Origin of the sequence: Paracoccus broussonetiae, assembly GCF_031854425.1 — a bacterium.
Classification (GTDB): domain Bacteria; phylum Pseudomonadota; class Alphaproteobacteria; order Rhodobacterales; family Rhodobacteraceae; genus Paracoccus; species Paracoccus broussonetiae.
The window spans coordinates 146,700-171,134 of record NZ_JAVRQI010000005.1 but is presented as its reverse complement, the minus strand read 5'-3'; the positions used below and the strand labels follow the sequence as shown (position 1 = coordinate 171,134).

Here is a 24,435-nt window from a genome sequence, read left to right as displayed (position 1 = left end):
CACGGGTATTTGGAAAACGGTGAACCCTGAAGGTTCGGGGCCTGCTTCTCGGCTATTCGTCGGCGCAATACCACATGGTTCCGCCCGCCGCCGCCGTACCCACCACCAGCGAGCCGACCGCGACCGGAGAGGCCGCAACCCCCATCGCCGCGGCGCCCGCCGCCTGCATGGTCCCGACCACCGTACCCGAGGTGGCGGCCAGGATCGCGGCCCCCGGCCTTTGCGTCACGGCATCAAAGCCCGCGACGGCCAGTTCATTCGCATTGCGCATGGTCGCGGACCGCGCACCGTTCACCTTCTCGCAGAAGGTCTTGCGGCAGACCGCATTGCCCTTGCGCACGCCGACCTGCGCGCCGACATAAGTGTCGCCCGCCTTGTCCCACAGCAGGCAATAGCTGCCGTCGTCTTCCATCTCGTTGCGGCGTAGGATCTCGCGAAGGGTGACATAACCCGGGCAGCTGATCCGCCCCCAGCCCGACAGGTTCTTTTCCAGCGAGCCGACATTCTCGCGAAACTGCGCGTCGCGGACATAGTTGACCTCGGTCGCCTCGCCCATGATCGAGGTCTCGCAGGTCCACAGTCGCTCATCCGGCGCTGGCTTCTCTTGTGCTGCCGCCGGCAGCGTCATCATCACCGAAAGCAGAACCGCAAAAGACCGCAGCATCATCATCCCCACTCGTCGAATCCGGCCCGAAAATCCGCAAAGACGGCAAAGGATGCAACCGTGCTGCAGGGGTCTTCCGCGCAATGTGATGCACGAGCCCCCTGCAACGGCACCACAAACGAAAAGGCCGCCCCCGAAGGGACGGCCCTGAAACCCGCAATCCTGAAAGGATCAGTTTTTCGCGTAGAATTCGACGACCAGGTTCGGTTCCATCACGACGGCATAGGGCACGTCGCCAAGGGCCGGGGTGCGGACGAAGTTCGCGGTCATCTTGTTGTGGTCGACTTCCAGATAGTCCGGAACGTCACGCTCGGTCAGGGCGACGGCTTCCAGCACGATGGCCAGTTGGCGCGAACGCTCGCGGATCGAGACGACATCGCCTTCCTTGACGCGGTAGGACGCGATGTTGACGCGCTGGCCGTTCACTTCCACGTGGCCGTGGTTCACGAACTGGCGGGCGGCGAAGATCGTCGGAACGAACTTGGCGCGATAGACGACGGCGTCCAGGCGGCGCTCCAGCAGGCCGATCAGGTTCTCGCCGGTGTCGCCCTTGACGCGCTCGGCTTCCGAATAGATGCGGCGGAATTGCTTCTCGGTCAGGTCGCCGTAGTAGCCTTTCAGCTTCTGCTTGGCGCGCAGCTGGGTACCGAAGTCCGACAGCTTGCCCTTGCGGCGCTGGCCGTGCTGGCCCGGGCCGTATTCGCGCTTGTTCAGCGGCGACTTGGCGCGGCCCCAGATGTTTTCGCCCATGCGGCGGTCGATTTTGTACTTGGCAGCGGTGCGTTTGGTCATCGCTGATCTCCTTCTTTTGCGTTGTCGAAGGGCGTTGTCCTCTGGCCGAGGCCTGACAGGGTTCCCCTTGCGGGGTCCACCAACACCAATGAAGCGGCGCTTATAGCCGCGATGCCGCCAGTGTCAAGCACCCCTTGAGCGGCGGGCCTGTTCGACCTAAATGAAAGGCAGCGAACAAGGAAGATGCGATGTTCTCGATCCCCGGAAAGTCCCCTGTTACCATCACCGAAGCGGCCGAGCGCCAGATTGCCCGGCTGATGACCGCGAAATCCGCAAGCGGGCTGCGCATCGGCCTGAAGAAGGGTGGTTGCGCGGGAATGGAATACACGATGGAACTGGCCGAGACCGCCCAGCCCGGGGATGAAGTCGTGGAACAGGGCGCCGCCCGCGTGCTGATTGCCCCCACCGCGCAGATGTTCCTGTTCGGGACCGAGATTGATTACGAAACCAGCCTGTTGGAATCCGGTTTCAAGTTTCGCAATCCGAACGTGACCGACAGCTGCGGCTGCGGCGAATCCGTCAGCTTCGGCCCGATCGAAGGCACCCGCGCGCAGCTTTGATCGCGCCTTCGGAAATTTCTTGCCACCGTTAGCGCACACATCCCCCGCGCGGCTTGATCGCGCGGTTCGGCTTGCCTAATCCCCTGTCGGAACAGATGAAAATGGGAGAGGGTGATGGCCCCGCGCAAGCTTGCAGCCGGCAATTGGAAGATGAACGGAACCCTGGCCGCCCTGGCCGAGATCGACCGGCTTCTGGCCGACCAGCCGGCACCGGGCTGTGATGTCCTGGTCTGCCCCCCTGCGACGCTGATCCATGCCCTGACCGCCCGGGCATCGGGCAGGATTGATGTCGGTGGACAGGATTGCCACGCAAACGCCTCGGGCGCCCATACGGGCGACATTTCGGCGGCGCAATTGCTGGACGCGGGTGCAAGTCACGTCATCCTTGGCCATTCCGAACGCCGTGCCGATCACGGAGAAACCGACGCACAGGTCCGCGCCAAGGCTGAAGCGGCGCACAAGGCGGGTCTTGTCGCGGTGATCTGCGTCGGCGAGACCGAGGCGCAGCGCGATGCGGGCCAGACGCTCAACCTGATCGCGTCCCAGCTTGCGGGCTCGATCCCCGAAGGCGCGACCGCCGCCAATACGGTCATCGCCTATGAGCCGGTCTGGGCGATCGGAACCGGGCGCACCCCGACCACCGACCAGATCGCCGAGGTTCACGCGCTGATGCGCGACCGCCTGTCCGCGCGCTTTGCAGACGGCGCGGAAATGGCGCTGCTTTACGGCGGCTCGGTCAAGCCCGGTAACGCGGCCGAAATCTTCTCGATCGCGCATGTGAACGGCGCGCTTGTCGGCGGCGCCAGCCTCAAGGCCAGTGACTTCGGCCCCATTGTCGCCGCACTTTCCGCCGCGTAATTTGCAGGAAAAGAACCTCGTTCTCTCCGTCACTGCGCGGGGGGAACGGCATTTCCGTTTTGCGGGGTCCATGCCCCTTGCAAAGACGCCCATCCCGCGCATAGGTCAGCCCTGACACTCAGGACGGACCCATGGCAGAGCCAGCAATCTCATTTCAGGACGTGACGCGCCGCTATCCGCAGAAAGGCGGCGCGGGTGATGTCGTGGCCCTGCAGGATATTTCGCTCGACGTGCCCGCGGGCGCGATCACCGGGATCATCGGCCGCTCGGGCGCGGGCAAGTCCACGCTGCTGCGGATGGTCAACGGGCTGGAGCGCCCCTCATCGGGGCAGGTCATCGTCGCGGGCCATGACGTCGGCGCGGCCTCGGACGGGTCGCTGCGTGCGATCCGGCGCGAGGTCGGCATGATCTTCCAGCACTTCAACCTGCTTTCGTCACGGACGGTGGCAGAGAACATCGCCCTGCCGCTGGAAATCGCGGGAGAGGACCGCCACCGCATCGCCCCCCGCGTCGACGAACTGATCGACCGGGTCGGACTGGGCGCGCAGCGCAATCGCTATCCGGCGGAACTGTCGGGCGGCCAGAAGCAGCGCGTCGGCATCGCCCGCGCTTTGGCAACCGGCCCGCGCGTGCTGCTGTCGGACGAGGCGACCTCGGCCCTTGACCCCGACACCACTCGGCAGGTGCTTGACCTTCTGCGCGACATCAACCGCGATCTTGGCCTGACCATCCTGCTGATCACCCACGAAATGGCCGTGGTGCGTGACATCTGCAGCCATGTCGCCGTGATCGAGGCCGGGCGCATCGTCGAGGCGGGCGAGACCTATGCCGTTTTCTCGCGCCCGACCCACCCGACGACCCGCTCGTTCCTGCAGGGCGTCACGGGGGTCGCGGTGCCGCAATTCGTGGCGGGCCAACTGCGCCCCGCCCCGCAGGCCCCGGACGCCGAGGCGGTGCTGCACATCACCTTCACCGGCCGGCATGCCACCGACCCGATGCTGGCGCGGCTGACGGCCGAGCGCGGCGTCAGCGTGAACATCCTTGCCGGCGCGATCGAGGAAATCGGGGCCCAGCCCTTCGGTAGCCTGATCGTCGGCATCCCGGCAGGCAGGCTGGAGGAATCCCGCCGCTTCCTTGAAGAACACGGGCTGGTGACGGAGGTGCTCGGCTATGTCGGCTAACCTGATCCCGATCCTTTGGGAATCGACCTTGCAGACGCTGTACATGGTCTTCATGTCGACGCTTCTGGGCACGATCATCGGCGCGCCGCTGGGGATCTTCCTCGCCACGTCGCGCCGGGGCGAGCTGCTGTCCGCGCCGGTCGCGAACACCGTTCTCGGCCTGGTGGTGAACGCCGCCCGCTCGACCCCCTTCATCATTTTGGTCGTCGCGATCATCCCCTTCACGCGGCTGGTCGCGGGCACGTCGATCGGGACGACAGCGGCCATCGTGCCCCTGACCATCGCAAGCGCACCCTTCATCGCCCGCCTGATCGAAACTGCCATCCGCGAGGTCGATGCCGGCCTGATCGAGGCCGCGCGCGCCATGGGCGCGACGCCGGGCCAGATCGTGCGCAAGGTTCTGGTCCCCGAAGCGATGCCCGGCATCATCCTGGGCCTCACGCTCGCCGTGGTCAGCCTGATCGGCTATTCCGCCATGGTCGGTGCCGTCGGCGGCGAGGGCCTGGGCGATCTTGGCATTCGCTACGGATACCAGCGCTTCATGCCCGAGGTGATGCTGGCCGTGGTCGTCATCCTGATCCTGCTCGTCCAGCTTGTCCAAAGCTGCGGGGAATGGATCGCCTCCCGCTTCGACAAACGCGCCCCCCGCAACCGGGGCCGGTAACCTTCCAACCCGAAAGGACAATCCATGCGTAAACTTCGCATTGTCGCCCTCGCCTCGTCGCTCGCGCTGATCGCGGGCATGGCCTCGGCCGAAGACATCAAGGTCGGCGTCTCGGTCGGCGAACATGCCGAGATCATGGAGCAGGTCGCCAAGGTGGCCAAGGAGAAGGGCCTGAACATCGACATCGTCGAGTTCACCGACTATGTCGTCCCGAACCAGGCGCTGAACGACGGCGACCTGCAGGCGAACAGCTTCCAGCACCAGCCCTATCTTGACCAGCAGATCAAGGACCGCGGCTTCGACCTGGTCTCGATCGGCAAGACCATCACCACCCCGATGGGCGTCTATTCGCAAAAACTGAAATCGCTGGACGAACTGCCCGAAGGCGGCAAGGTCGCGCTGCCGAACGACCCGACCAATGGCGGCCGCGCGCTGCTGCTTCTGCAGGAAAAGGGCCTGATCAAGCTGGCCGAGGGCACCGGCCTGACCCCGACCCCGCTGGACGTGACCGAGAACGCGAAGAACCTCAAGTTCCTGGAACTCGACGCCGCGCAACTTCCGCGCGCGCTGGCCGATGCAGACATCGCGGTCATCAACACCAACTACGCGCTGGAAGCCGGCCTGAACCCCGAGAAGGACGCGATCGCGATCGAGGCGGCCGAAAGCCCCTATGCGAACATCATCGTCGTGCGCAGCGCTGACAAGGATGCTGACTGGGCCAAGACGCTGGTCGAGTCCTATCACTCGCCCGAGGTCAAGAAATACATCGAGGACAAGTATACCGGCGCGGTCATTCCCGCCTGGTGATCTTCACCGTTTCGAAAATACCCATTTCGGAACCTTGCCACGATCGAGCGCCCCGCCATTGATGCGGGGCGTTTCGTCTTTCCGGCCCCTCACTCGGGCTTCATCGTGCCGGTGCGACGCAACCGGTCATGCCAGCTCAGCGCTTCTTCCAGCAGATGCGGGGTGTGGCCGCCGCGAACCAGGGCGCGGGTGAAATAATCCTCCAGCCCGTCGCGCCAGTCCGGGTCCACGCAATTCGCCATGATGACGCGGGCACGTTCCCGTGGCGCCAGTCCGCGCAGGTCGGCCAGGCCCTGCTCTGTCACCAGGATGTCGACGTCATGCTCGGTATGGTCCACATGGCTGACCATCGGCACGACCGAGGAGATCCGCCCGTTCTTGGCGATGGATTTGGTGACAAAGACCGACAGAAAGGCATTGCGCGCGAAATCCCCCGACCCGCCGATCCCGTTCATCATGTTGCTGCCCATCACATGGGTCGAGTTGACGTTGCCATAGATGTCGAATTCCAGCGCGGTGTTGATGCAGATCAGGCCCAGCCTGCGCACGACCTCGGGGTGGTTCGAAATCTCCTGCGGGCGCAGCACAAGCTTGGGCTTGTAGTCCTGGAACCTCTCCATCACCTGGCGGTATTTCGGGGCCGACAACGTGATCGACGAGCCCGAGGCAAATATCATCTTGCCCGCGTCCATCAGGTCGAAGGTCGAATCCTGAAGCACCTCGGAATACATCGTCAGGTCGTGGAAGGGGCTGTCGATGAAGCCGTGCAGGACGGCGTTCGCAATGGTTCCGATCCCGGCCTGCAGGGGATGCAGATGGCTGGGCAAGCGGGAATGCGCGACCTCGTTCTTCAGAAATTCGGTCAGGTGGCCGGCGATGGCCTGCGTCCCCTCGTCGGGATCGGACACGTTCGCCGCGCTGTCCAGCTTGGTCGATACGACAATCGCCGCGATGCGTTCGGGCGGAACCGGGATGAAGGGAAAGCCCACGCGACTTTCCGGCGTCACGACCGGGATCGGCGTCCGGCTGGGGCGATAGGTCGGGATATAGATGTCATGCAGCCCCTCCAGTTGCTCGGACTGGTTCAGGTTGATCTCGACAATCACCTTTTCGGCCAGAAGCGCGAAACTGGCCGAGTTCCCGACCGAAGTGGTGGGAATGATCCCGCCGCTCTCGGTGATCGCCGCCGCCTCGATGATGGCGATGTCGACGGGCGGCAACTGGCAGGTGCGCAGCTGTTCGACCGTCTCGCTGAGATGCTGATCGATATACATGACCTCGCCCGCATTGATCGCGCGGCGCAGCGAGGGATCGGACATGAAGGGGATGCGGCGCGCAGTCACATGCGCCTCGGCCAACTGCTTGTCCAGGTCATTGCCCAGTGAAGCCCCGGTCATCAGCGTGACCTTCAGCGGCGCACGCCGCGCCCGTTCGGCCAAGGCCAGCGGAACCGCCTTGGCCTCGCCCGCGCGGGTGAAACCGCTCATCCCCAGGACCATCCCGTCCCGGATCAGGTCGGCGGCCTTCTCGGCCGTCACCACCCGCTCGCGCAGGGCCTTGTTGCGGATGCGGTGAAGATAGTCCTCGGCCATGTTCGCGTCCTCCGTCGCCAGTTCCCGCGTGATTATGGTCAAGCCGTGTGACTGACAAATCAAGGCAGCCATGCACGCAGGGAAAAGCCGGCCCTGAGGCCGGCTTTTCCGTCACGATCATAAGGGTCAGGTCAGCGGCGACGCGCCAGCGACCAGGCGCCGTCACCCAACAGGGACAGGGCGAACATCACCACCGCCCAAAGCACGGGGTATTCCCAACCGCCGCCCTGGTTGCTGAAAGTGAAGCCATTGCCGCCATGGCCAAAGACCGCGGCGCCCAGCAGCACCGGCACAGTCAGCAGCGCGACCCAGCGGGTATACAGGCCCGCGATCAGGGCAAGCCCGCCCAGAACCTCGATCAGGATCGTCAGGTAGCCAAGTGCCCCCGGCAGCCCAATCGATTCGAAATATCCGGCCGTGCCCGCCGGGGTGAAGATGAAGACCTTGATCAGGCCGTGGACCAGGAAGAACAGGCCCGTCGAGACGCGAAGAACGAAGGCGGCGATGTCGGCGCGATTTTCCGCGGTCGCCGTTCCGGAAAGTGAAAGATCGGACATTTGGGAGACTCCCTTGAACAAGCTGTCGATGTCCGGGATATGGCGCTTTCCTCTTATCGCGGAAACGGACATTATCGACGAAATATTGTCGCCACTTTGGGGATAGAATGGATCGACTGGACGGAATCCGCGCCTTCGTCGCGGTGGTGGATGCCGCCTCGTTCACGCGGGCGGGCAATCGGCTGGGCATCTCGAACAAGTTGGTCAGCAAGTATGTCGCGGCGCTCGAGGCGCAGCAGGGCATCACGCTGCTCAACCGCACGACCCGTGCCCTGTCGTTGACGCCTGCGGGGGAACGTTTCCTGGTCGCAGCGCGGCGCGTGCTTTCGGCGGTCGAGGAGCTGGACGCGCAGGCCCGCGCCGATGAAGGTGTGCTCAGCGGGCGGTTGCGCGTCACTGCCCCCGTCACCTTCGGCGAGATGTTCGCCCCTGTCCTAACACGGGACTTCATCGAGGCGCATCCTGGCATCTCGATCGATCTGCGATTGACCGACCGCTATGTCGATCTGGCGGCCGAGGGGTTCGACCTGGCCCTGCGCATCGGGGTGCTGGGCGATTCCAGCCTGATCGGGCGCAGGCTGGGGCGCACGGAATCCTTTGCCGTGGCCAGTCCAGCGTATCTCGCCACGCATGGCCGTCCGAAACATCCCGACGATCTGCGCGACCATGCCAATGTCCGCGACAGCAACGCGGCCTCGCCCAACCGTGCGACCTTCGTGGTCGACGGCAGGGCCATCAGCGTGCCCCTGCCCGGCCGCATTACGATGAACAGCCCGCAAGCGGTGCGCAAGCTGGCGTTGGAGGGTGCAGGGATCGCCCTGATCCCGCGTTTCGTCATCGACCATGACATTGTCGAGGGCCGGCTGGAGCGGGTGCTGGCGGACTTCCCAGGACCGCAGCTGGACATCCAGGCGCTTTACCTGCCGCAGCCCTTCATTCCCCCGCGGCTGACCGCCTATCTTGAGCATCTGCGGGCAAAGCTTAGCCCGTTGCTTGGGAAAGCACCGCCCCAGGGTTCATGATCCCCAACGGATCAAGAGCCGCCTTGATCGCCCGCATGGCCTGAAGGCGGCCGGGATCGCCCCAACGCTCCAGCTCGGCCACCTTCAAGCGACCGACGCCGTGTTCGGCCGAAAACGATCCACCACGCGCCACCGCCATTTCATGGACCAGCAGCGAAAGAGCGGCACGCTGGTCGTCGTATTCGGCGCGATGGCGACCCGGCGCGGGGAACAGGTTGTAATGCAGATTGCCGTCGCCCAGATGGCCGAAGCAGTTCACCCGGACATTGGCCCGCGCGGCCAGCGCCTGCCCGGCATCACGGATGAAACCCGCGATTTCCGACAGAGGCAGGCTGATGTCATGGCTTGCGACCGCGCCGATGCGGCGGTTCGCCTCGGGGATGTTTTCGCGCAGGTGCCAAAAGGTCGCCGCCTGCTGCCCGGACTGGGCAATGACGCCGTCGATCACCAGATCCTGCTGCAAGGCCGCCTCGAACAACTCTTCCAGCGCGGCATCGGCTGGCAGGCCCTGCGGCAAGCCGACCTCGATCAGGACGGACCACGCCGCCCCCGGCAGCGGTTGTCGGATCTCGGGCAGGGTTTCCGCCAGAAAGGCCAGCCCCTCGCCCCCGATCAGTTCGAACGCGGTGACACCCCCGGCCATGTGCCGCTCGGCCAGCGCGAGCAGGCTTAGCGCGGCTTCGGGTGACGACACCTGCAACATGGCAACGCCGGTATTCGGCGGCGGCAGGACCAGCTTCAGACTGGCCGCGGTGATGATCCCCAGCGAGCCTTCGGCCCCGATCAGCAGGTCGCGCAAATCGTAGCCGGTATTGTCCTTGCGCAGCCGCTTGAGATCATGGACCACGCTGCCATCCGGCAGCACGGCCTCGACCCCAAGGCAAAGAGCGCGTGCGGTGCCATAGCGCAGCGCGGTCACACCGCCCGCGTTGGTGGACAGGCACCCCCCGATTGCCGCGGTTCCCTGACTGGCAAGGGACAGCGGAAACAGGCGCCCCTGCGCCTCTGCCGCGTCCCGCACGGCCTGAAGCGTCATCCCCGCCTCGGCCACCAGCACGTTTTCCTCGGGCCAGATGCCGCGCAGGGCTGTCATCCGCTCAAGCGACAATACCAGCGGAGCGGGCCCGTCGGGCATCACCTGCCCCGCGACCAGCCCCGTTCCCCCTCCCCGCGTCACGATCCCGACCCGTGCCGCGCCACAGGCCCGGACGATCTGGGCGACCTCCTCGGTCGTGCGGGGGGCGGCGACCAATCCCGCCTGCCCCTGATAGCGGGCGCGCGGCTCTTCAAGATAGGCGGGGGTGACGGGTCGCAGGACACCCGGCGGCAACCGGTCCGCAAGCGCCTGATCCGCAGGGTTCAGGGGCGACGCCATGGGTCAGCGGACCTCGGTCTTGCCGCGCCGGTCATGGCGCAGGTTCGCGTAAAGGACGTGGTTCCGCCAGCGCCCGTTGATCTGCAGATAGCTTTGTGCGACCCCTTCATATTTGAAGCCCGCCTTTTCCAGCACCCCGCGAGAGGCTGCATTCTCGGGCAGGCAGGCCGCCTCGATCCGGCTGAGGTCCATGACGGAAAACGCATGACCGACCAGCCCTGCGATGGCCTCGCGCATGTAACCCTGCCGGGCATGAGGCTCGCCGATCCAATAGCCGATGGTTGCGGATTGGGCAGGACCACGGCGGATATTGTCCAGCGTGATCGCCCCCAGCAGCACATCGTCGTTCCGGATCAGGAACAGCGGAAGTGCATTGCCATTCCGATTCGCCCGCTGCGCCCAATAGACACGGTTGGTGAAGCTTTTCTTGGACAGGTGATCTGGCGCCCAAACGGGTTCCCAAGGGGTCAGGAAATCCCGGCTGTGGACCCGAAGCGCGGCCCATGCCTCGAAATCGGCATGGACCGGCAGGCGCAGCACCATCCGCTCGGTTTCAAGACGAGGCGGACGGCGGCGGTTGAACATCAGGCAGCAAGCCTTTGACTGAGCTTCTCTCTGGACGGAGCAGAGCGCACCGGGCCGTAGAGTGCAAGAGCCGGTCTTGCATTCTGGATCAGACGCTCGGCATGGGCGCGGACATCTGCCACAGTCACCGCGTCGATACGCTCGGCGACTTCGGCAGGTTCCGAAATGCGACCCCAGATCGCCAGCGACCGGGCCATCCGTTCGGCCTGCCCGGTCGGGCTTTCCAGCCCCATCAGCAACCCGGCCTTGAGTTGCGCGCGGGCGCGCGCGATCTCGGTCTCGGTCATATCCTCGGCGGCGCGTTTCATCTCGTCGATGGTCAGGTTCGCAAGATCCGCGACCTGTTCGCCGGAGGTCCCGGCATAGATCGTGACCATGCCGGTATCGTCATGGAAACCCGATTGCGCGAAGATCGAATAGCAAAGGCCCCGCTCCTCGCGGATCTTCTGGAACAGGCGCGACGACATTCCGCCCCCCAGCGCCGAAGTCCAGATTTGCGCGGCATAGAAATCCGGGTCCATGTAACCCGGCCCCTCGAAGGCCAGCGCGAAATGGGCCTGTTCCAGTTTCTTGACGCGCCGCGTCTCGGCACCCTGCCAGCGGGCAGGCTCGCGCGAAGTCAGCGGGCGGGCCGGAGAATGCGAAAAGATCGTTTCGACCTGACGCAGGATGCGGTCGTGATCCACCGCACCGGCAGCGGCCACGATCATCCGTTCGGGGCCGTAATGCTCGGTGATGAAGCCAGACAGATCCTCGCGGCTGAAATTGCTGACACGCTCGGCCGGGCCAAGGATCGTGCGCCCCATGGGCTGGTCCGGATAGGCCGCTTCTTGCAGCCAGTCGAAGATCACGTCATCGGGCGTGTCCAGGGACTGCCCGATTTCCTGCAGAATCACCCCACGCTCGACCTCGATCTCGCGCTGGTCAAAGATCGGGTTCAGCACGATATCCGAGATCACGTCCAGCGCCAGTTCGACATCGCCCGCCAGAACACGCGCGTAATACGAGGTCACGTCACGCGAGGTATAGGCGTTGATATAGCCGCCGACATTCTCGATCGCCTCGGCGATCTGCAGCGCACTGCGCGTCGGCGTGCCCTTGAACGCCATATGCTCAAGGAAATGGGCAATGCCGTTCTGCTCGGCGCGTTCGTCGCGGCAGCCGGCACCGACCCAGATCCCGATGGTGGCCGAATGCAGGCCAGGCATGTCGCGCGTCACGACGCGCAATCCGTTGGGCAGGGTGCTGATGCGGGTTTGGTTCACACTGTTCTCCGTTCAAGGATCAGCGACTTAATCTTGTCGGCATCGTTTTCAACCCGCGTGATCCGTTCGTCGCGGTCGAACAGGTCGGCCATATGCGCCGGAAGCGCCGGACGAACGGCGATGGCCGCCTCGACCGCATCCGGGAATTTGGCGGGATGGGCCGTCGACAGCGAGATCATCGGCACGCCCGGCCGCAGGTGTTCGCGCGCGACCTTGATCGCGACGGCGGTATGCGGGCAGATCACCTCGGCCGTTTCGGCATGGATGGTGGCGATCATCTCGGTCGTCTCATCCTCGGAGGCGCGGCCCGAGACATAGGTTTCGCGCAAGTGCTGTAGCGCGCCCTGGCTGACGGCGAAGCCCCCGGATTTCAGTTCGTCCATCAGCTGGTTGACAGCGGCGCCGTCGCGGCCATAGGCCAGCCACAGCGCGCGTTCGAAATTCGAACTGACCTGAATATCCATCGACGGGCTGATCGAGGGTTCAACCGTGCCGACGCGGTATTCGCCGGTCGAAAGCGCGCGGTGCAGGATGTCGTTCTGGTTCGTCGCAACCACCAGTTTGCCGATCGGCAGGCCCATCGCCTTGGCAATGGAACCGGCAAAGATGTCGCCGAAATTCCCGGTCGGAACGGTGAAGTCGATCTCGCGCAGCGGCGCGCCAAGGCTGGCAGCAGCCGTGAAGTAATAGACGATCTGCGCAAGAACACGCGCCCAGTTGATCGAGTTGACGCCGGCCAGCCCGACCGCATCACGGAATTCGTGGTCGTTGAACAGGTCCTTCAGCCGTGCCTGGCAATCATCGAACGTACCGTCGACGGCCAGCGCATGGACATTCGCATCGGCGGGCGTCGACATCTGCCGGCGCTGCACCTCGCTGACGCGCCCATGCGGGTACATGATGAAGACATCGACATTCGAAAGCCCGCGAAACGCCTCGATCGCGGCCGAACCGGTATCGCCCGAAGTCGCGCCAAGGATCGCCACCCGATCCCCGGATTTCGCAAGCGCCAGCTGGAATAGCTGGCCGATCAACTGCATCGCGAAGTCCTTGAAGGCCAGCGTCGGCCCGTGGAACAGTTCAAGCAGGAAATGCCCCGGGGCCAGCTGGACCATCGGCGCGCGGGCGACATGGTCGAACCCCTGATAGGCGCGGGCAATGGCCCCCTTGAGTTCGTCCTGCGAAAAGCTGGTGCCGACGAACGGCGTGATCACGCGCAGCGCGACTTCCTCGTAAGGCAGCCCGTCCAACGCGGCTATGTCTTCGCGGGTGAAGGTCGGGATTGTCTCGGGAAGATACAGCCCCCCGTCACGGGCAAGCCCGGTCATCATGGCCTGCGCGAAATCCAGAACCTCTGCCCGGCCGCGGGTCGAAACGTAGCGCATCGTGATCCTCTAGAATTGACGTTGCCTGATACGCCAGATCAGCGCAACTGTCATCCCTGCCCAAACCGCAGCGATCATGAACCATTGCACCGCATAGCTCAGGTGGTTGTTCGGGATGCCCTGAATCGCGACCGGAATCGGCTCGATCCCCTGCGCGTCGCCCGAGACCTGGGCCGCGACGACCAGCAGCGGCTCGGTCCCCAGTTTCTCGGCCATGGCGGGCACGTCGCGGGCGAACCAGATATTCTCGGACAGGTTCGGCGCGGGCGTCGATGAGCTTTTTTCCTCGGGCCAATGCAGGTTACCGATGACGGCAAGATCGACCGGGGGGCGTGGCGCGTGGCGGTGATCCTGATCGACGAAGCCGCGGTCCAGAAGGATGCGCCGCCCGTCGCCGGTGACGAAGGCCGAGACGATCTGATAGCCGCCCCCGCTTTCACGCGTCCCCGACAGGACGTCGATTTCATCACCGGTGGTGCGACCCGACAGCGTGACCGGCGTGTATTTCATCTCGGGCTCGTACCGGGCGGGCAGTGGCCGGGGTGGCCCCTCGATCCGGCTTTGGATCTGGGCCAGCATGTCCTCTTTCCATTCAAGGCGGCCAAGCTGCCAGACACCCAGGGAAATCAGGATCGCCGTGCCAAGCACACCGATGATCAGCGGAAAAAGATAGCGGCGCATCAGCCCATCCAAAAGAAAGACGGCGCGAGGGTGCTTCCCCGCGCCGCCATGAATTCCTGCGGGGTTCAGCGGCCCCAGATATAGATCACGACGAACAGGAACAGCCAGACAACATCGACGAAGTGCCAGTACCACGCCGCCGCCTCGAAGCCGATATGCTGCTTCTGGGTCATCTGGCCGCGCAGCAGGCGGATCAGGCAGACGAACAGGAAGATCGTACCGATGATGACGTGGACGCCGTGGAAGCCCGTGGCCATGAAGAAGGTGCCGGCATAGACCGTGTCGGCCAGCCCAAAGGCGGCGTGGCTGTATTCATAGGCCTGCAGCGCGGTGAAGCAGAGGCCAAGGATCACGGCGACGATCAGGCCGTTGATCGTGGTCTTGCGATCACCATCGTGGACAAAGGCGTGGTGCGCCCAAGTCACGGCGACGCCCGAAAGCAGCAGGATCAGCGTGTTGATCAGCGGCAGGTGCCAAGGGTCGAAGGTGGTGATCCCTTCCGGCGGCCAGACGCCGTCCTTGATCGGGCTGTCCGGTCCCATCGGGTAAAGCGCGTTCTTGATGAAGGCCCAGAACCAGGCGACGAAGAACATCACCTCGGACATGATGAACAGGATGAAGCCGTATTGCAGGCCGATCCGCACGACAGGGGTATGTTCGCCCGTCTCACCCTCGGTGATGACATCCGACCACCAGCCGAACATGACGTAAAGAACCCCGACAAAGCCGATCAGGAACATCCAGGGCCCTTCGATCGGGGCACCGAAAAAGGTGATCCCTTTCATCCAGGCCACAGCGCCGGACAACATGATAAAGGCGCCGATCGCGCCCAAGAGCGGCCAGATCGAAGGCGGAAGGATCTGATAGTCGTGGTTCTTTACATGGGCCATGGCTGCGTTCCGCTGTTGCTGCGTCTTGTTGCTTTAGTTGAACTTCTGGTCGGTCCCCTGCGTCAGCGCCGCCTGTTTCGGCGCCGCGGACTCGGTCCGGTGGAAAGTATAGGAAAGCGTGATATCGCGAATGCGGCTTGCGTCCCGGTCATCCACGATCCCCGCATCGACGAAGAAGCTGACGGGCATCTCGACCCGCTCGCCCGGTTGCAGGGTCTGCTCGGTAAAGCAGAAACACTCGATCTTGTTGAAGAAATAGCCGGCCGCGTCGGGTGCCACGTTGTAGCTGGCCGTGCCCGTGATCGGCTGGTCGGTGTTGTTGATCGCCTCGTAGAAGGCGATGGCGTTCTCGCCAATGCGCAGCTGCATGTCGCGCTGCATCGGTCGGAAGGTCCAGCCCATATTGGGATCGACATTGGCGTCGAAGCGGACACGGACCTTTTCATCCAGGATGACGTCCGAGCTTTGCTCGGCGACGTTGGTCGTCCCGCCATAGCCGGTGACGCGGCAGAACCAGTCGTAAAAGGGAACGGCAGCCCAGGCCAACGCCCCCATGGTGACGACGACGCCGACCAGCATCCCCGCGGTGCGACCATGCGAGCGTGGGTTCTGCGTCATTGCTCCACCTTTGGTTGCGACAGGGCGGCCGCGCCGGGCGTGCCGGGGGCTGCGATCGGGCCGGAATTGCGTGCCGGCGGGTTGGGATCCTTGGGCAGCATCGACGAACGAGGGCGGTGGTCAAACCCCTCCATCTGGTCGCCGTTGGTGATCTTGACGATCGAGAGTCCGAAGACCAGCGCCACAAAGGCCAGAAGGACGACCAGAAGGCCAAGGTTCCGGCCGCGTCGACGCTTGTGAAGTTCGTGTTCAACCTGCGGAAACATCACCATGCCCCCACCCAATGCTGCGCAAGAAGCGCAAGGAAATGCAGGAACAGGTAATACAGCGACAGGCGGAAATACTTCTTCTCGACACGATAGCCATCGGCAATCGCCTGGTCTTCACTGCGGCGCAGGATGCGCCAGCCGCCCGCGATGAACAGCAGGTTCAGCAAGGCGGAGACAGACAGATAAAGCCAGCCGCCGACCGAGGTGAAGCCCAGCCAGATCGCAAAGGGCGCAAGCACCAGCGTATAGCCGAAGACGTGACGGCGGGTCGCCGCACGGCCATGGGTCACCGTCAGCATGGGGATCCCGGCCTTGTGGTAGTCTTCCTTCATGAACAGCGCCAGCGCCCAGAAATGGGGCGGCGTCCAGAAGAAGACCAGCGCAAACATCAGCAGCGATTCCAGCCCGATACCGCCGGTGGCGCAGGCCCAGCCGATCATGGGCGGGAAGGCCCCCGCCGCACCTCCGATGACGATGTTCTGCGGGGTCGAGCGTTTCAGCCAGATCGTATAGACCACGGCATAGAAGAAGATGGTGAAGGCCAGGAAACCCGCGGCGAACCAGTTCGCAGCCAGCCCCAGCATCATGACCGACAGCAGCGACAGCCCAAGGCCAAGCGCCAGGGCGTCCTGCTTGGGCACCAATCCGGCCGGGATCGGCCGGTTGGCAGTGCGTTTCATCACCGCGTCGATATCCGCGTCATACCACATGTTCAGCGCGCCGGATGCCCCGCCCCCCAGCGCGATGAACAGCACCGCGCAGAAGGCCACGAACGGGTTCATCGGCTGTGGCGCGATCCACAGGCCGACAAAGGCCGTGAACACCACGAGGGACATCACCCTCGGCTTGAGCAGGGCGACATAGTCGCCAAAGCCAGCCTCGGCCGGCCCGTGATATGCGTCGATATCCGTCACGTCCTGTCCTTATTCCGCCCGGGCCAGCCTGATCGGCTGGGCGGGCAGGTAATCAGAGGCGTCGGCCGCGAACTCTTCTTTCGCGCCGGCCAGCCATGCATCGTACTTCTCCTGGCTCACGGCCTTCACGACGATCGGCATATAGGCGTGGTTGATGCCGCAAAGTTCGGAGCACTGACCGAAATACACGCCTTCTTGATCGACTTCGAACCACAGTTGCGCGATCCGGCCGGGAACGGCGTCCTGTTTGACGGCAAAGGCGGGCACGGTCCAGGCGTGGATCACGTCGGTCGCAGTGACCTGAACCAGGACCTTCTTGCCCACGGGAACCACGACGGGGTTGTCCGCGGCAAGCAGATATTCATCCTCGGTATAGCCTGCGTCCGCAAGCGCGTCCTTTTCCAGCAGCATCGCGTCAAAGGCGATCCCGTCATTCGGATATTCATAGGACCAGTACCACTGGTGGCCGATGGCCTTGATCACCAGATCCGGATCGTTTGGCATTTCCTGGCTGCGGAACAGGATCGGCAGCGAGAAGGCGCCAATCGCCACCAGGATCAGCACCGGGATCAGGGTCCAGGTGATTTCCAGGGGCGTGTTGTGCGTGAAGCGCGCCGGGACCGGGTTCGCGCGGTGATTGTAGCGCACGATGCAGATCAGAAGCAGCAGGCAGACGAAGATCGTCACCGCGGTAATGATATACAGGGTGAAGTGGTCCAGCCATTGCTGGTCATGGGCCAGAGGGCTGGAAGCCGGCTGGAATCCCATGCCGCCATTATGCGGCTTGCCGATCACAGGCAGGTCGCCAAGTACCTCCTGTGCCGCAGCAGGAAGCCCCGCCACTGCCGTCAGTCCAAGGCCAAGTCCCACCGCAGCAGCGCGGCGCATCGTCGCAATTGCCATCATCCCATCCCGTTGCCTACGTCCCGCCGGCGGGCTCAGGTCCTCCTGCCCGGCCGACATTGGTATCGTTTGACAAGCATATCTTCCCATCACGGGCAAGTCATACCTATCGACTTGCGACCAAAAAACCCCTAGTCGATGCCTTCTGGCACAAGGACTTTCGCATGACCGACTCGCCGTTTTCACCCTTCGAAACCCACCTTGACCGCAACCGCGCGTTGCGGATCCTCAAGGATGCGCTGGATGGTGCGGACGATGGCGAGCTGTTCCTTGAGCGTTCGCGCGCCGAGACCCTTGCCTTTGACGACGGTCGCCTGCGCACCGCAAGTTATGATGCCGAGCAGGGATTCGGCCTGCGTGCCGTGCGTGGCGAAGTCACCGGCTATGCCCATTCGACCGAGATCGAGGAGAGCGCGCTGAAGCAGGCAGCGCAGACGGTCCGCCTTGCCGTGGGCGATGGCGGCGGCACCCTTGCCCTGCCCCCCAGCGGCGCCATCACCCCGCTTTACCAACCGATCGACCCGGCCGGAAATGTCAGCTTCGCCGCGCGCGTTGCGCTTTTGCGTGAAATCGACGCCTTCGCGCGCGATCTTGACCCCCGCGTCGTTCAGGTTTCGGCCAGCGTCTCGACCTCGGTGCAGGAAGTCGCGATCCTTCGTCCGGAGGGCGGGCTTGCGACCGACATCCGCCCGATGGCGCGACTGAACGTCTCGGTCATCGTGGAATCGAACAGCCGCCGCGAATCGGGCAATGCCGGCGGTGGCGGGCGTGTCGCGCTGGACGGGCTGATCGCGCCCGAGCAGTGGCAGGCACAGGTACGCGAGGCCCTGCGGATCGCCCTGGTCAACCTGCGCTCGGTCCCGGCCCCGGCGGGTGTCATGGATATCGTCCTTGGTCCCGGCTGGCCCGGCATCCTGCTGCACGAGGCCGTGGGTCATGGGCTTGAAGGCGACTTCAACCGCAAGGGACATTCCGCCTTTGCCGGGCTTTTGGGCCAACGCGTCGCCGCACCCGGCGTGACCGTGATCGACGACGGCACCATTCCCGACCGCCGCGGATCGATCTCGGTCGATGACGAGGGCTCGGCCCCCGGCCGCAATGTCCTGATCGAGGACGGCGTCCTTGTCGGTTACATGCAGGACCGCCAGAACGCGCGGCTGATGGGGGTCGAACCTACCGGCAACGGGCGACGCCAAAGCTATGCTCATGCGCCGATGCCGCGCATGACCAATACCTTCATGCTGCCGGGCGCTGACGACCCTGCTGCGATCCTGTCGGATCTCAAGGACGGGATCTATGCCGTTGGATTCGGCGGCGGTCAGGTCGATATCACCAACGGCAAGTTCGTCTTTTCCTGCACCGAGGCCTATCGCGTGAAGAACGGTCAGGTCGGCGATCCGATCCGGGGCGCAACGCTGATCGGGGACGGAGCGACCGCGCTGCATCAGATCCGCGCCATCGGCAACGATCTCGCGCTGGATCCGGGGATCGGCAACTGCGGCAAACAGGGCCAATGGGTTCCGGTGGGCGTCGGCCTGCCCAGCCTGATGATCGGCGGTCTGACGGTCGGCGGCTCGGCCTCGTGATCCTGCCGGGCTGGTTCGTCCTGGCACGCTAACCCGTTGTTAACCTTTTCCATGTCATCACCTGCGGGCGGATGAGGCTGAGGCGTGGAACAATGGCAGGACGGCTTCCCTTCGACCCCCACCACGGATGCGCCATACCTCCGGACGATGGAGGACTTGCCGTGCTGCGTCTCATCCGCTCGCGCAAGGTCGGCCCCGCGACCTTCCACCGCCTGCTGGCCGAACACGGATCTGCCTCAGCCGCGCTGGACGCCCTGCCGGAAGTCGCGCGGATGGCCGGGATCAGCGACTATGCCCCCTTCTCCATCGCCGAGGCAGAGGCCGAGATCGCAGCAGGCCAACGGGCCCGAGCTCAACTGTTGACCTGGGACCACCCCGCCTATCCCCCAGCCCTGCGCGACATCCCCGAGGCCCCGCCGATCCTGTGGATCAGGGGCCGGACCGAGACGCTGGACCCGCCATGCGTCGCGGTCGTGGGGGCGCGCAATGCCTCCTCGTTGGGTTTGCGCATGGCGCGCGGGCTTTCGCTGGGGCTGGCCGAGGCAGGTGTCACGGTGATTGCCGGGCTGGCCCGCGGCATTGACACCGTCGCCCATGAAGCCGCGCTTGGCCCCGGCACGGTCGCGGTCATGGCAGGCGGCATCGACCGCATCTATCCGGCCGAGAATAGCGCGCTGGCCGAGGCGATCTGCCAGACAGGCCTGCTTGTCTCGGAACAGCCGCCGGGAACCGATCCGGTGGCCCGTCATTTTCCCGCACGGAACCGAATCATCTCGGGCCTGTCGCGCGCGGTGGTGGTGATCGAGGCCGCGCATCGCTCGGGCAGCCTGATCACGGCCCGCGCCGCACTGGACCAGGGGCGCGAGGTGATGGCGGTGCCGGGCCATCCGATGGATGCCCGCGCCGCTGGCTGCAATGCGCTGCTGCGCGACGGCGCGCTGCTGATTCGCAATTCGCAGGACGTGCTTGCGGCGCTGGGGACCGAGGCGGTCCCAACGCGGCCGGTGACTGCCCCCGATGCGGCGGCACCCGTCCTGCCCCCGCCTTCCACCCAGCCAGATCGGCCTTTGCCAATGCGGGGGCGCGATCAGGGCGGCCCGGTCGGCCTTGAAGGGCGGATCCTCGCCATGCTGGGGCCCAGCCCGACCGAGGAGAACCTGTTGATTCGGGACCTTGGCATTCCTGCCGCGACGATGGCCCCGGTGGTGCTGCAACTGGAACTGGCAGGCCGCATCCAACGCCTCAGCGGCGGACGGATCGTGCGGCTGGCCTGAACCGTCAGCCCCGCCGCCGACAAAACGCTCAAATTTCCCAGAGATATGCATTTCGGCCAGCTATTCCTGCCGATGCGCCATCGGCGGGATATGGCCCGTCGACGCCAGGTAACGGGTTTGTTGGGGAACTGGGCATCCGCAACAGTGGTTTTTCATGCAATCCCATCAGGCGTCATCGGAAGAGGAACCGACATGCGTCGCATCTTGAAAACTACCACCGCCATCGTGGCGAGCCTGTCCCTGATCGCGCCGCAGATTGCCCCCGCATTCGCGCAGGGCGCTCCGGCGCAGGAACAGGTCATCCTGCCCCAGAAAGCGCTGCAGGAGCGCCAGCAGCAACAGCAACGCAAGCAGCAAGAGCAGAAGCAGAAAGAGCAGAAGGCGCGGGCCGAGCAGCAGCGCCAACAGCAGCAACGCCAGCAGCAGCGCAAGCAGCAAGAGCAGAAGGCTCATGCAGAACAGCAGCAGCAACAGCGCAAGCAGCAGGAACAGCAGCAGCAGCAGCAGCAGCAGCGACGCGAACGCGCCGAGCAGCAGGAAAAACAGCAGCGTCCCAAGCCTCAGGTCCAGCAGGCGCAGCAGGAACAGCCGCGCAAGCCGAAGCCCGCCGAGCAACAAAAGCAGGCGCAGCCCGAACAGCGCCGGCCCCAACCGCAGCGTGAACAGCGCCAGCCCGAACAGGCCAAGCCGCGTCCGCAGCCCAAGGACCAACCGGGGGCACCGGACCGCGCGCGCGATTCGCGTGACGCGGCACGCAACGCGGTGATGGGCGACGAAGGTCAACGCCCGCAGCGCAATACCCAGCAGCAGCCCCCGCGCGCCGAACCGGGTCGCCAGCAGAAGGCGCCGCCAGCAAACGCGGACGAACTTCGCCGCGCGATGGAAGAAAAGCAGCGGCCGCGGCAAAATCCCGATCAACAGCGCATGGATCAACAGCGCCGCGCCGGTCAGCGGGGCGATGCGCAGCGCGCGGACGAGGCGCGGCGCCGACAGCAGCAGGCCAATCAGCAGCGCCCGAACCCGCCGCGCCCCGATGGCCAGCGCGCGGTTCAGCCGGGCAATAACGCCCAGCCCCGCCCGTTGACTGCTGAGCAGCTGCGCCAGCGACAAGAACAGCAGCGCGCGGCCAATCAGAACACCCGGCCCCAGCCCCAGCAGTTGACCTCCAAGGAGATGTTCCGCAAGATCCAGACGGGTGAGGGCAAGGCCGCCCTGCCCGCGCCCGAGGCCCGTCACACGCCTCCGAACGCATTGGCGCGCCAGGCTGCGGAACGCAACCGCGCACCCGCTGCAGCCGCTCTCACCGCGGCCGCCGCAGGCAACCAGGCGCGTGGCGAGGTCAGGGAACGCCGGATCACGCAGGAGAATGCACGCCGCTCGAACCAGGATTTCCATAACCGGATCGAGGACGGGATGCAGGCCCGCGACGCACGCCGCAATGAGCAGATCCGCCGCAATCTGGACCGTCGGGAGCAGGAATTGCGGCAGGACGAACGTCGGGTCGACCGGCGCGAACGCCAGCTGGATCGTCGCGACGACTACCGTGACGACCGCTACTATCGCGACAACCGCTATTATGACGACGATTACTGGAACGACCGTGACGACGATGATGATGATGACGACCACGGCAGCGACATCGCCAAGCTGCTTCTGGCGGGCGTCGCAGGCTATGCCGTCGGCAGTATGTTGAGCGGCAACCGTCAGGTTGCCCTGAACACCGGCGACCGGGCCGTGCTGACCCTGCCTGACGGCAGCCAGCAGATCGTGCGCGATGACAATGCGCTGCTGTATCAGCCGGGTTCGGACGTGCAGACCGAGACCTTCAACGACGGCTCGACCCGGACCACGGTGCTGCGTGCGGACGGCAGCCGTGTGGTGACGATCCGCGACGCCGACACGAATGTCTTGCAACGCACGCTGATCCGGCCGGACGGCACGGCCACGCGCCTGATGGACAACACCAATGTCCGCCCCGTCCAGGTTTCGACCCTGCCGGCGCCGCAGCCGGTGGAATACAGCAGTCAGCCTTGGAACGAGGATGACCTGCGGACCGCGCTTCTGCGCGAATCCGGAACGGACCGTCGCTTTACCCTGGGCCAGATCCGCGACATCCCCGAGGTCCGCTCGCTGGTTGCGCCGGTCAACGTGCCCGACGTGACCTTCGACACCGGCTCGGCTGCGCTGTCCTCGGATCAGGCCGAGCAACTGGCGACGCTCGGCAAGGTGATCCGCGACTCGATCGATCAGAACCCGAACGAGGTCTACATGATCGAGGGCTATACCGACGCCGTCGGCTCGAATGCCGCGAACCTTGCCCTGTCGGACCGCCGCGCCGAATCCGTCGCGCTGGCCCTGACAGAGTATTACCAGGTGCCGCCGGAAAACATGGTGGTGCAGGGCTATGGTGAAGAGTTCCTGCTGGTTCCGACCGAAGGCGACACCCGCGACAACCGCCGCGTCGCCATCCGCCGGATCACTGATCTGCTGGAACAAAGCGGGTCGTGACGGCATGTGAAAAGACCGCGGGCGTTCAGCCCGCGGTCTTCAGGGTTTCCCCGGTCTTTCAACCTAGCGCATAGCCGGTTCCCCGGACGGTGCGCACGGGATTGTCACCCCCGTTCACCATCAGCGCCTTGCGCAACCGCCCGACATGCACGTCGATCGTGCGCGTGTCGACATAGATGTCCCGTCCCCAGACCCGGTCCAGAAGCTGCTCGCGCGTCCAGACGCGGCCGGGCTTTTCCATCAGCGTCGACAGAAGCCGAAATTCGGTCGGGCCAAGGTGCAGCGCGGTTCCGGCGCGAAAGACGCGATGCTCGCCCGCATCCAGAATGATATCCGCAAAGCTCAGCCTTTCGCCCATCGAGGCGGGCCGCGTGCGGCGCAGCTGCGTGCGCAGGCGGGCCATCAGCTCGACCACCGAATAGGGCTTGATGACATAGTCATCGGCGCCGGTTTCCAGCCCCCGGACGCGGTCGACCTCTTCCGAGCGGGCCGACAGCATGATGATCGGGATCTGGCGGGTGTTGGGGTCCGCCTTGACGCGGCGGCAGACCTCGATCCCGCTGACATTCGGCAGCATCCAGTCCAGGACGATCAGATCAGGCTGTTCCTCGGCGACAAGAAGCATCGCCTCATCGCCATTCTCGGCCAGAACGACCGAGAAGCCCTCTGCCTCGAGATTGTATTTCAGGACTTCCCGCTGCGCGCCCTCGTCCTCGACCACCAGAACGCAGGGTTGTGCCTGGGCCATGTCTCAGTCCTCTCCCTGGTTCAGGGTGGCGCGGGTGACGCTTTCGCTTTTCGGGCGCGCGTCATCGGGCAGCTCGCCCGTCGCGAGGTAGATCACCTGCTCGGCAATGCCGGTGGCGTGGTCGCCCATGCGTTCGATGTTCTTGGCGATGAAATGCAGGTGCATGCAGGCCGTGATGTTGCGCGGGTCTTCCATCATGTAGGTCAGGAACTCGCGGAACAGCGCGTTATACATCTGGTCGACTTCAAGGTCGCGCTTGCGCACGTCCGCGGCCAGTTCCGGGTCGCGCTGGATATAGGCGTCCAGAGCGTCCTTCATCATGCCCTCGACCGTGCCCGACATGCGGCGCAGCGCCATGCCCGAGCTTTCGACCGCGGGCATGTGGACCAGCACATGGCTGCGCTTGGCGATGTTCTTGGCGTAATCGCCGACCCGCTCGAGGATGGCCGAGATCTTGATCACGGTCAGCGCGGTGCGCAGGTCGGTCGCGCGAGGCGCGCGCAGGGCGATCAGGCGGGCGGCCTCTTCGTTGATCTGGTGCTCCAGCGCGTCGATCGCGGCATCGCGGCGGCGCACTTCCTCGGCCAGTTCCTCGTCGCGGGTTTCAAGCGCGATGGCGGCGTCGTGGATGGCAGTCTCGACCATGCCGCCCATCTTGACGACCAGCGCCTGGACGGTCTCCAGATCGCGGTCGAATGCCGACATGATATGGCGTTCGCTGTTCATGATAATATCCT

General features: G+C 64.8%; 26 protein-coding genes. 9 read left to right on the top strand and 17 right to left on the bottom strand.

Translation table 11 applies throughout. From position 1 onward, the window contains the following. Window positions 1–52 precede the first annotated feature (52 nt). Together RM190_RS08245 and rpsD are read right to left on the bottom strand one after the other, a co-directional pair. On the bottom strand, window positions 53–664 hold the full coding sequence (locus RM190_RS08245) for a hypothetical protein (RefSeq protein ID WP_311758937.1): 612 nt from the start codon (window positions 662–664) through the stop codon (window positions 53–55). Between the two features lie 171 nt (window positions 665–835). Further along, complete coding sequence (rpsD, locus tag RM190_RS08240) at window positions 836–1,456, bottom strand: 30S ribosomal protein S4 (protein ID WP_311758936.1); 621 nt, start codon at window positions 1,454–1,456, stop codon at window positions 836–838. Window positions 1,457–1,644: 188 nt separating this feature from the next. Between rpsD and RM190_RS08235 the strand changes: the two genes are divergently transcribed. From RM190_RS08235 to RM190_RS08215, 5 genes are all read left to right on the top strand, one after another. Beyond that, window positions 1,645–2,016 (top strand): HesB/IscA family protein, encoded by a 372-nt coding sequence (locus RM190_RS08235; protein WP_311758935.1) that lies wholly within the window; start codon window positions 1,645–1,647, stop codon window positions 2,014–2,016. A 114-nt stretch (window positions 2,017–2,130) separates the two neighbouring features. Further along, window positions 2,131–2,874 carry a triose-phosphate isomerase gene (tpiA, locus tag RM190_RS08230; protein WP_311758934.1) on the top strand — a complete coding sequence of 248 codons (744 nt, stop codon included), beginning with the start codon at window positions 2,131–2,133 and terminating at the stop codon, window positions 2,872–2,874. A gap of 131 nt (window positions 2,875–3,005) precedes the next feature. Beyond that, window positions 3,006–4,055, top strand: coding sequence for a methionine ABC transporter ATP-binding protein (locus tag RM190_RS08225; protein WP_311758933.1), 1,050 nt, complete (start codon window positions 3,006–3,008; stop codon window positions 4,053–4,055). Continuing rightward, window positions 4,045–4,719, top strand: a complete 675-nt coding sequence (locus tag RM190_RS08220; protein WP_311758932.1) for a methionine ABC transporter permease — start codon at window positions 4,045–4,047, stop codon at window positions 4,717–4,719. Before RM190_RS08225 ends, RM190_RS08220 begins: the two co-directional genes overlap by 11 nt. Window positions 4,720–4,743: 24 nt before the next feature. Continuing rightward, window positions 4,744–5,526, top strand: a complete 783-nt coding sequence (locus RM190_RS08215; protein ID WP_311758931.1) for a MetQ/NlpA family ABC transporter substrate-binding protein — start codon at window positions 4,744–4,746, stop codon at window positions 5,524–5,526. Window positions 5,527–5,615: 89 nt separating this feature from the next. On the opposite strand, the gene RM190_RS08210 is transcribed toward RM190_RS08215, so the two are convergent. Next, entirely contained in the window at window positions 5,616–7,118 is a 1,503-nt protein-coding gene (locus tag RM190_RS08210; RefSeq protein ID WP_311759060.1) for an acetyl-CoA hydrolase/transferase family protein, read from the bottom strand. A gap of 131 nt (window positions 7,119–7,249) precedes the next feature. Continuing rightward, window positions 7,250–7,675, bottom strand: coding sequence for a DoxX family protein (locus RM190_RS08205; RefSeq protein ID WP_311758930.1), 426 nt, complete (start codon window positions 7,673–7,675; stop codon window positions 7,250–7,252). A gap of 107 nt (window positions 7,676–7,782) precedes the next feature. Between RM190_RS08205 and RM190_RS08200 the strand changes: the two genes are divergently transcribed. Then, window positions 7,783–8,697 carry a LysR family transcriptional regulator gene (locus RM190_RS08200; RefSeq protein ID WP_311758929.1) on the top strand — a complete coding sequence of 305 codons (915 nt, stop codon included), beginning with the start codon at window positions 7,783–7,785 and terminating at the stop codon, window positions 8,695–8,697. Here the strand turns inward: RM190_RS08200 and RM190_RS08195 are convergent. The 10 genes from RM190_RS08195 to coxB form a co-directional block, all read right to left on the bottom strand. After that, entirely contained in the window at window positions 8,657–10,072 is a 1,416-nt protein-coding gene (locus tag RM190_RS08195) for an FAD-binding oxidoreductase (RefSeq protein WP_311758928.1), read from the bottom strand. The genes RM190_RS08200 and RM190_RS08195 overlap by 41 nt on opposite strands. Window positions 10,073–10,075: 3 nt before the next feature. Then, entirely contained in the window at window positions 10,076–10,657 is a 582-nt protein-coding gene (locus tag RM190_RS08190; protein ID WP_311758927.1) for a GNAT family N-acetyltransferase, read from the bottom strand. Then, complete coding sequence (locus RM190_RS08185; protein WP_311758926.1) at window positions 10,657–11,922, bottom strand: M16 family metallopeptidase; 1,266 nt, start codon at window positions 11,920–11,922, stop codon at window positions 10,657–10,659. The genes RM190_RS08190 and RM190_RS08185 overlap by 1 nt, the downstream gene beginning before the upstream one ends. Next, window positions 11,919–13,307 (bottom strand): threonine synthase, encoded by a 1,389-nt coding sequence (gene thrC, locus RM190_RS08180; RefSeq protein WP_311758925.1) that lies wholly within the window; start codon window positions 13,305–13,307, stop codon window positions 11,919–11,921. The genes RM190_RS08185 and thrC overlap by 4 nt, the downstream gene beginning before the upstream one ends. Window positions 13,308–13,316: 9 nt before the next feature. Then, on the bottom strand, window positions 13,317–13,988 hold the full coding sequence (locus RM190_RS08175; protein WP_311758924.1) for an SURF1 family protein: 672 nt from the start codon (window positions 13,986–13,988) through the stop codon (window positions 13,317–13,319). 65 nt (window positions 13,989–14,053) lie between these two features. Then, window positions 14,054–14,878 carry a cytochrome c oxidase subunit 3 gene (locus RM190_RS08170; RefSeq protein ID WP_311758923.1) on the bottom strand — a complete coding sequence of 275 codons (825 nt, stop codon included), beginning with the start codon at window positions 14,876–14,878 and terminating at the stop codon, window positions 14,054–14,056. A gap of 33 nt (window positions 14,879–14,911) precedes the next feature. Beyond that, a complete protein-coding gene (locus RM190_RS08165; protein WP_311758922.1) occupies window positions 14,912–15,496 on the bottom strand; it encodes a cytochrome c oxidase assembly protein in 585 nt (194 codons plus the stop codon). After that, the gene (locus tag RM190_RS08160) at window positions 15,493–15,762 is read right to left on the bottom strand and encodes a hypothetical protein (protein ID WP_311758921.1); all 270 of its coding nucleotides are present in this window, start codon (window positions 15,760–15,762) and stop codon (window positions 15,493–15,495) included. The genes RM190_RS08165 and RM190_RS08160 overlap by 4 nt, the downstream gene beginning before the upstream one ends. Continuing rightward, window positions 15,762–16,679 (bottom strand): heme o synthase, encoded by a 918-nt coding sequence (gene cyoE / locus RM190_RS08155; RefSeq protein ID WP_311758920.1) that lies wholly within the window; start codon window positions 16,677–16,679, stop codon window positions 15,762–15,764. Before cyoE ends, RM190_RS08160 begins: the two co-directional genes overlap by 1 nt. 9 nt (window positions 16,680–16,688) lie before the next feature. After that, on the bottom strand, window positions 16,689–17,585 hold the full coding sequence (gene coxB, locus RM190_RS08150; protein ID WP_311758919.1) for a cytochrome c oxidase subunit II: 897 nt from the start codon (window positions 17,583–17,585) through the stop codon (window positions 16,689–16,691). Between the two features lie 161 nt (window positions 17,586–17,746). On the opposite strand from coxB, the gene tldD reads away from it, so the two are divergent. Then, window positions 17,747–19,168: a metalloprotease TldD gene (gene tldD, locus RM190_RS08145; protein ID WP_311758918.1), complete on the top strand. Its 1,422-nt coding sequence runs from the start codon at window positions 17,747–17,749 to the stop codon at window positions 19,166–19,168. A gap of 92 nt (window positions 19,169–19,260) precedes the next feature. Next, window positions 19,261–20,442 (top strand): DNA-processing protein DprA, encoded by a 1,182-nt coding sequence (dprA, locus tag RM190_RS08140; RefSeq protein ID WP_390908130.1) that lies wholly within the window; start codon window positions 19,261–19,263, stop codon window positions 20,440–20,442. A 165-nt stretch (window positions 20,443–20,607) separates the two neighbouring features. On the opposite strand, the gene RM190_RS08135 is transcribed toward dprA, so the two are convergent. Next, window positions 20,608–21,837, bottom strand: a complete 1,230-nt coding sequence (locus tag RM190_RS08135; RefSeq protein ID WP_311758916.1) for a hypothetical protein — start codon at window positions 21,835–21,837, stop codon at window positions 20,608–20,610. Window positions 21,838–21,855: 18 nt separating this feature from the next. On the opposite strand from RM190_RS08135, the gene RM190_RS08130 reads away from it, so the two are divergent. Further along, window positions 21,856–22,950: an OmpA family protein gene (locus RM190_RS08130; protein ID WP_311758915.1), complete on the top strand. Its 1,095-nt coding sequence runs from the start codon at window positions 21,856–21,858 to the stop codon at window positions 22,948–22,950. Window positions 22,951–23,008: 58 nt separating this feature from the next. Here RM190_RS08130 and phoB read toward each other — a convergent pair whose 3' ends face one another. Continuing rightward, a complete protein-coding gene (gene phoB, locus RM190_RS08125; protein ID WP_311758914.1) occupies window positions 23,009–23,698 on the bottom strand; it encodes a phosphate regulon transcriptional regulator PhoB in 690 nt (229 codons plus the stop codon). 3 nt (window positions 23,699–23,701) lie between these two features. Beyond that, window positions 23,702–24,424 carry a phosphate signaling complex protein PhoU gene (phoU, locus tag RM190_RS08120; RefSeq protein WP_311758913.1) on the bottom strand — a complete coding sequence of 241 codons (723 nt, stop codon included), beginning with the start codon at window positions 24,422–24,424 and terminating at the stop codon, window positions 23,702–23,704. Window positions 24,425–24,435 lie beyond the last annotated feature (11 nt).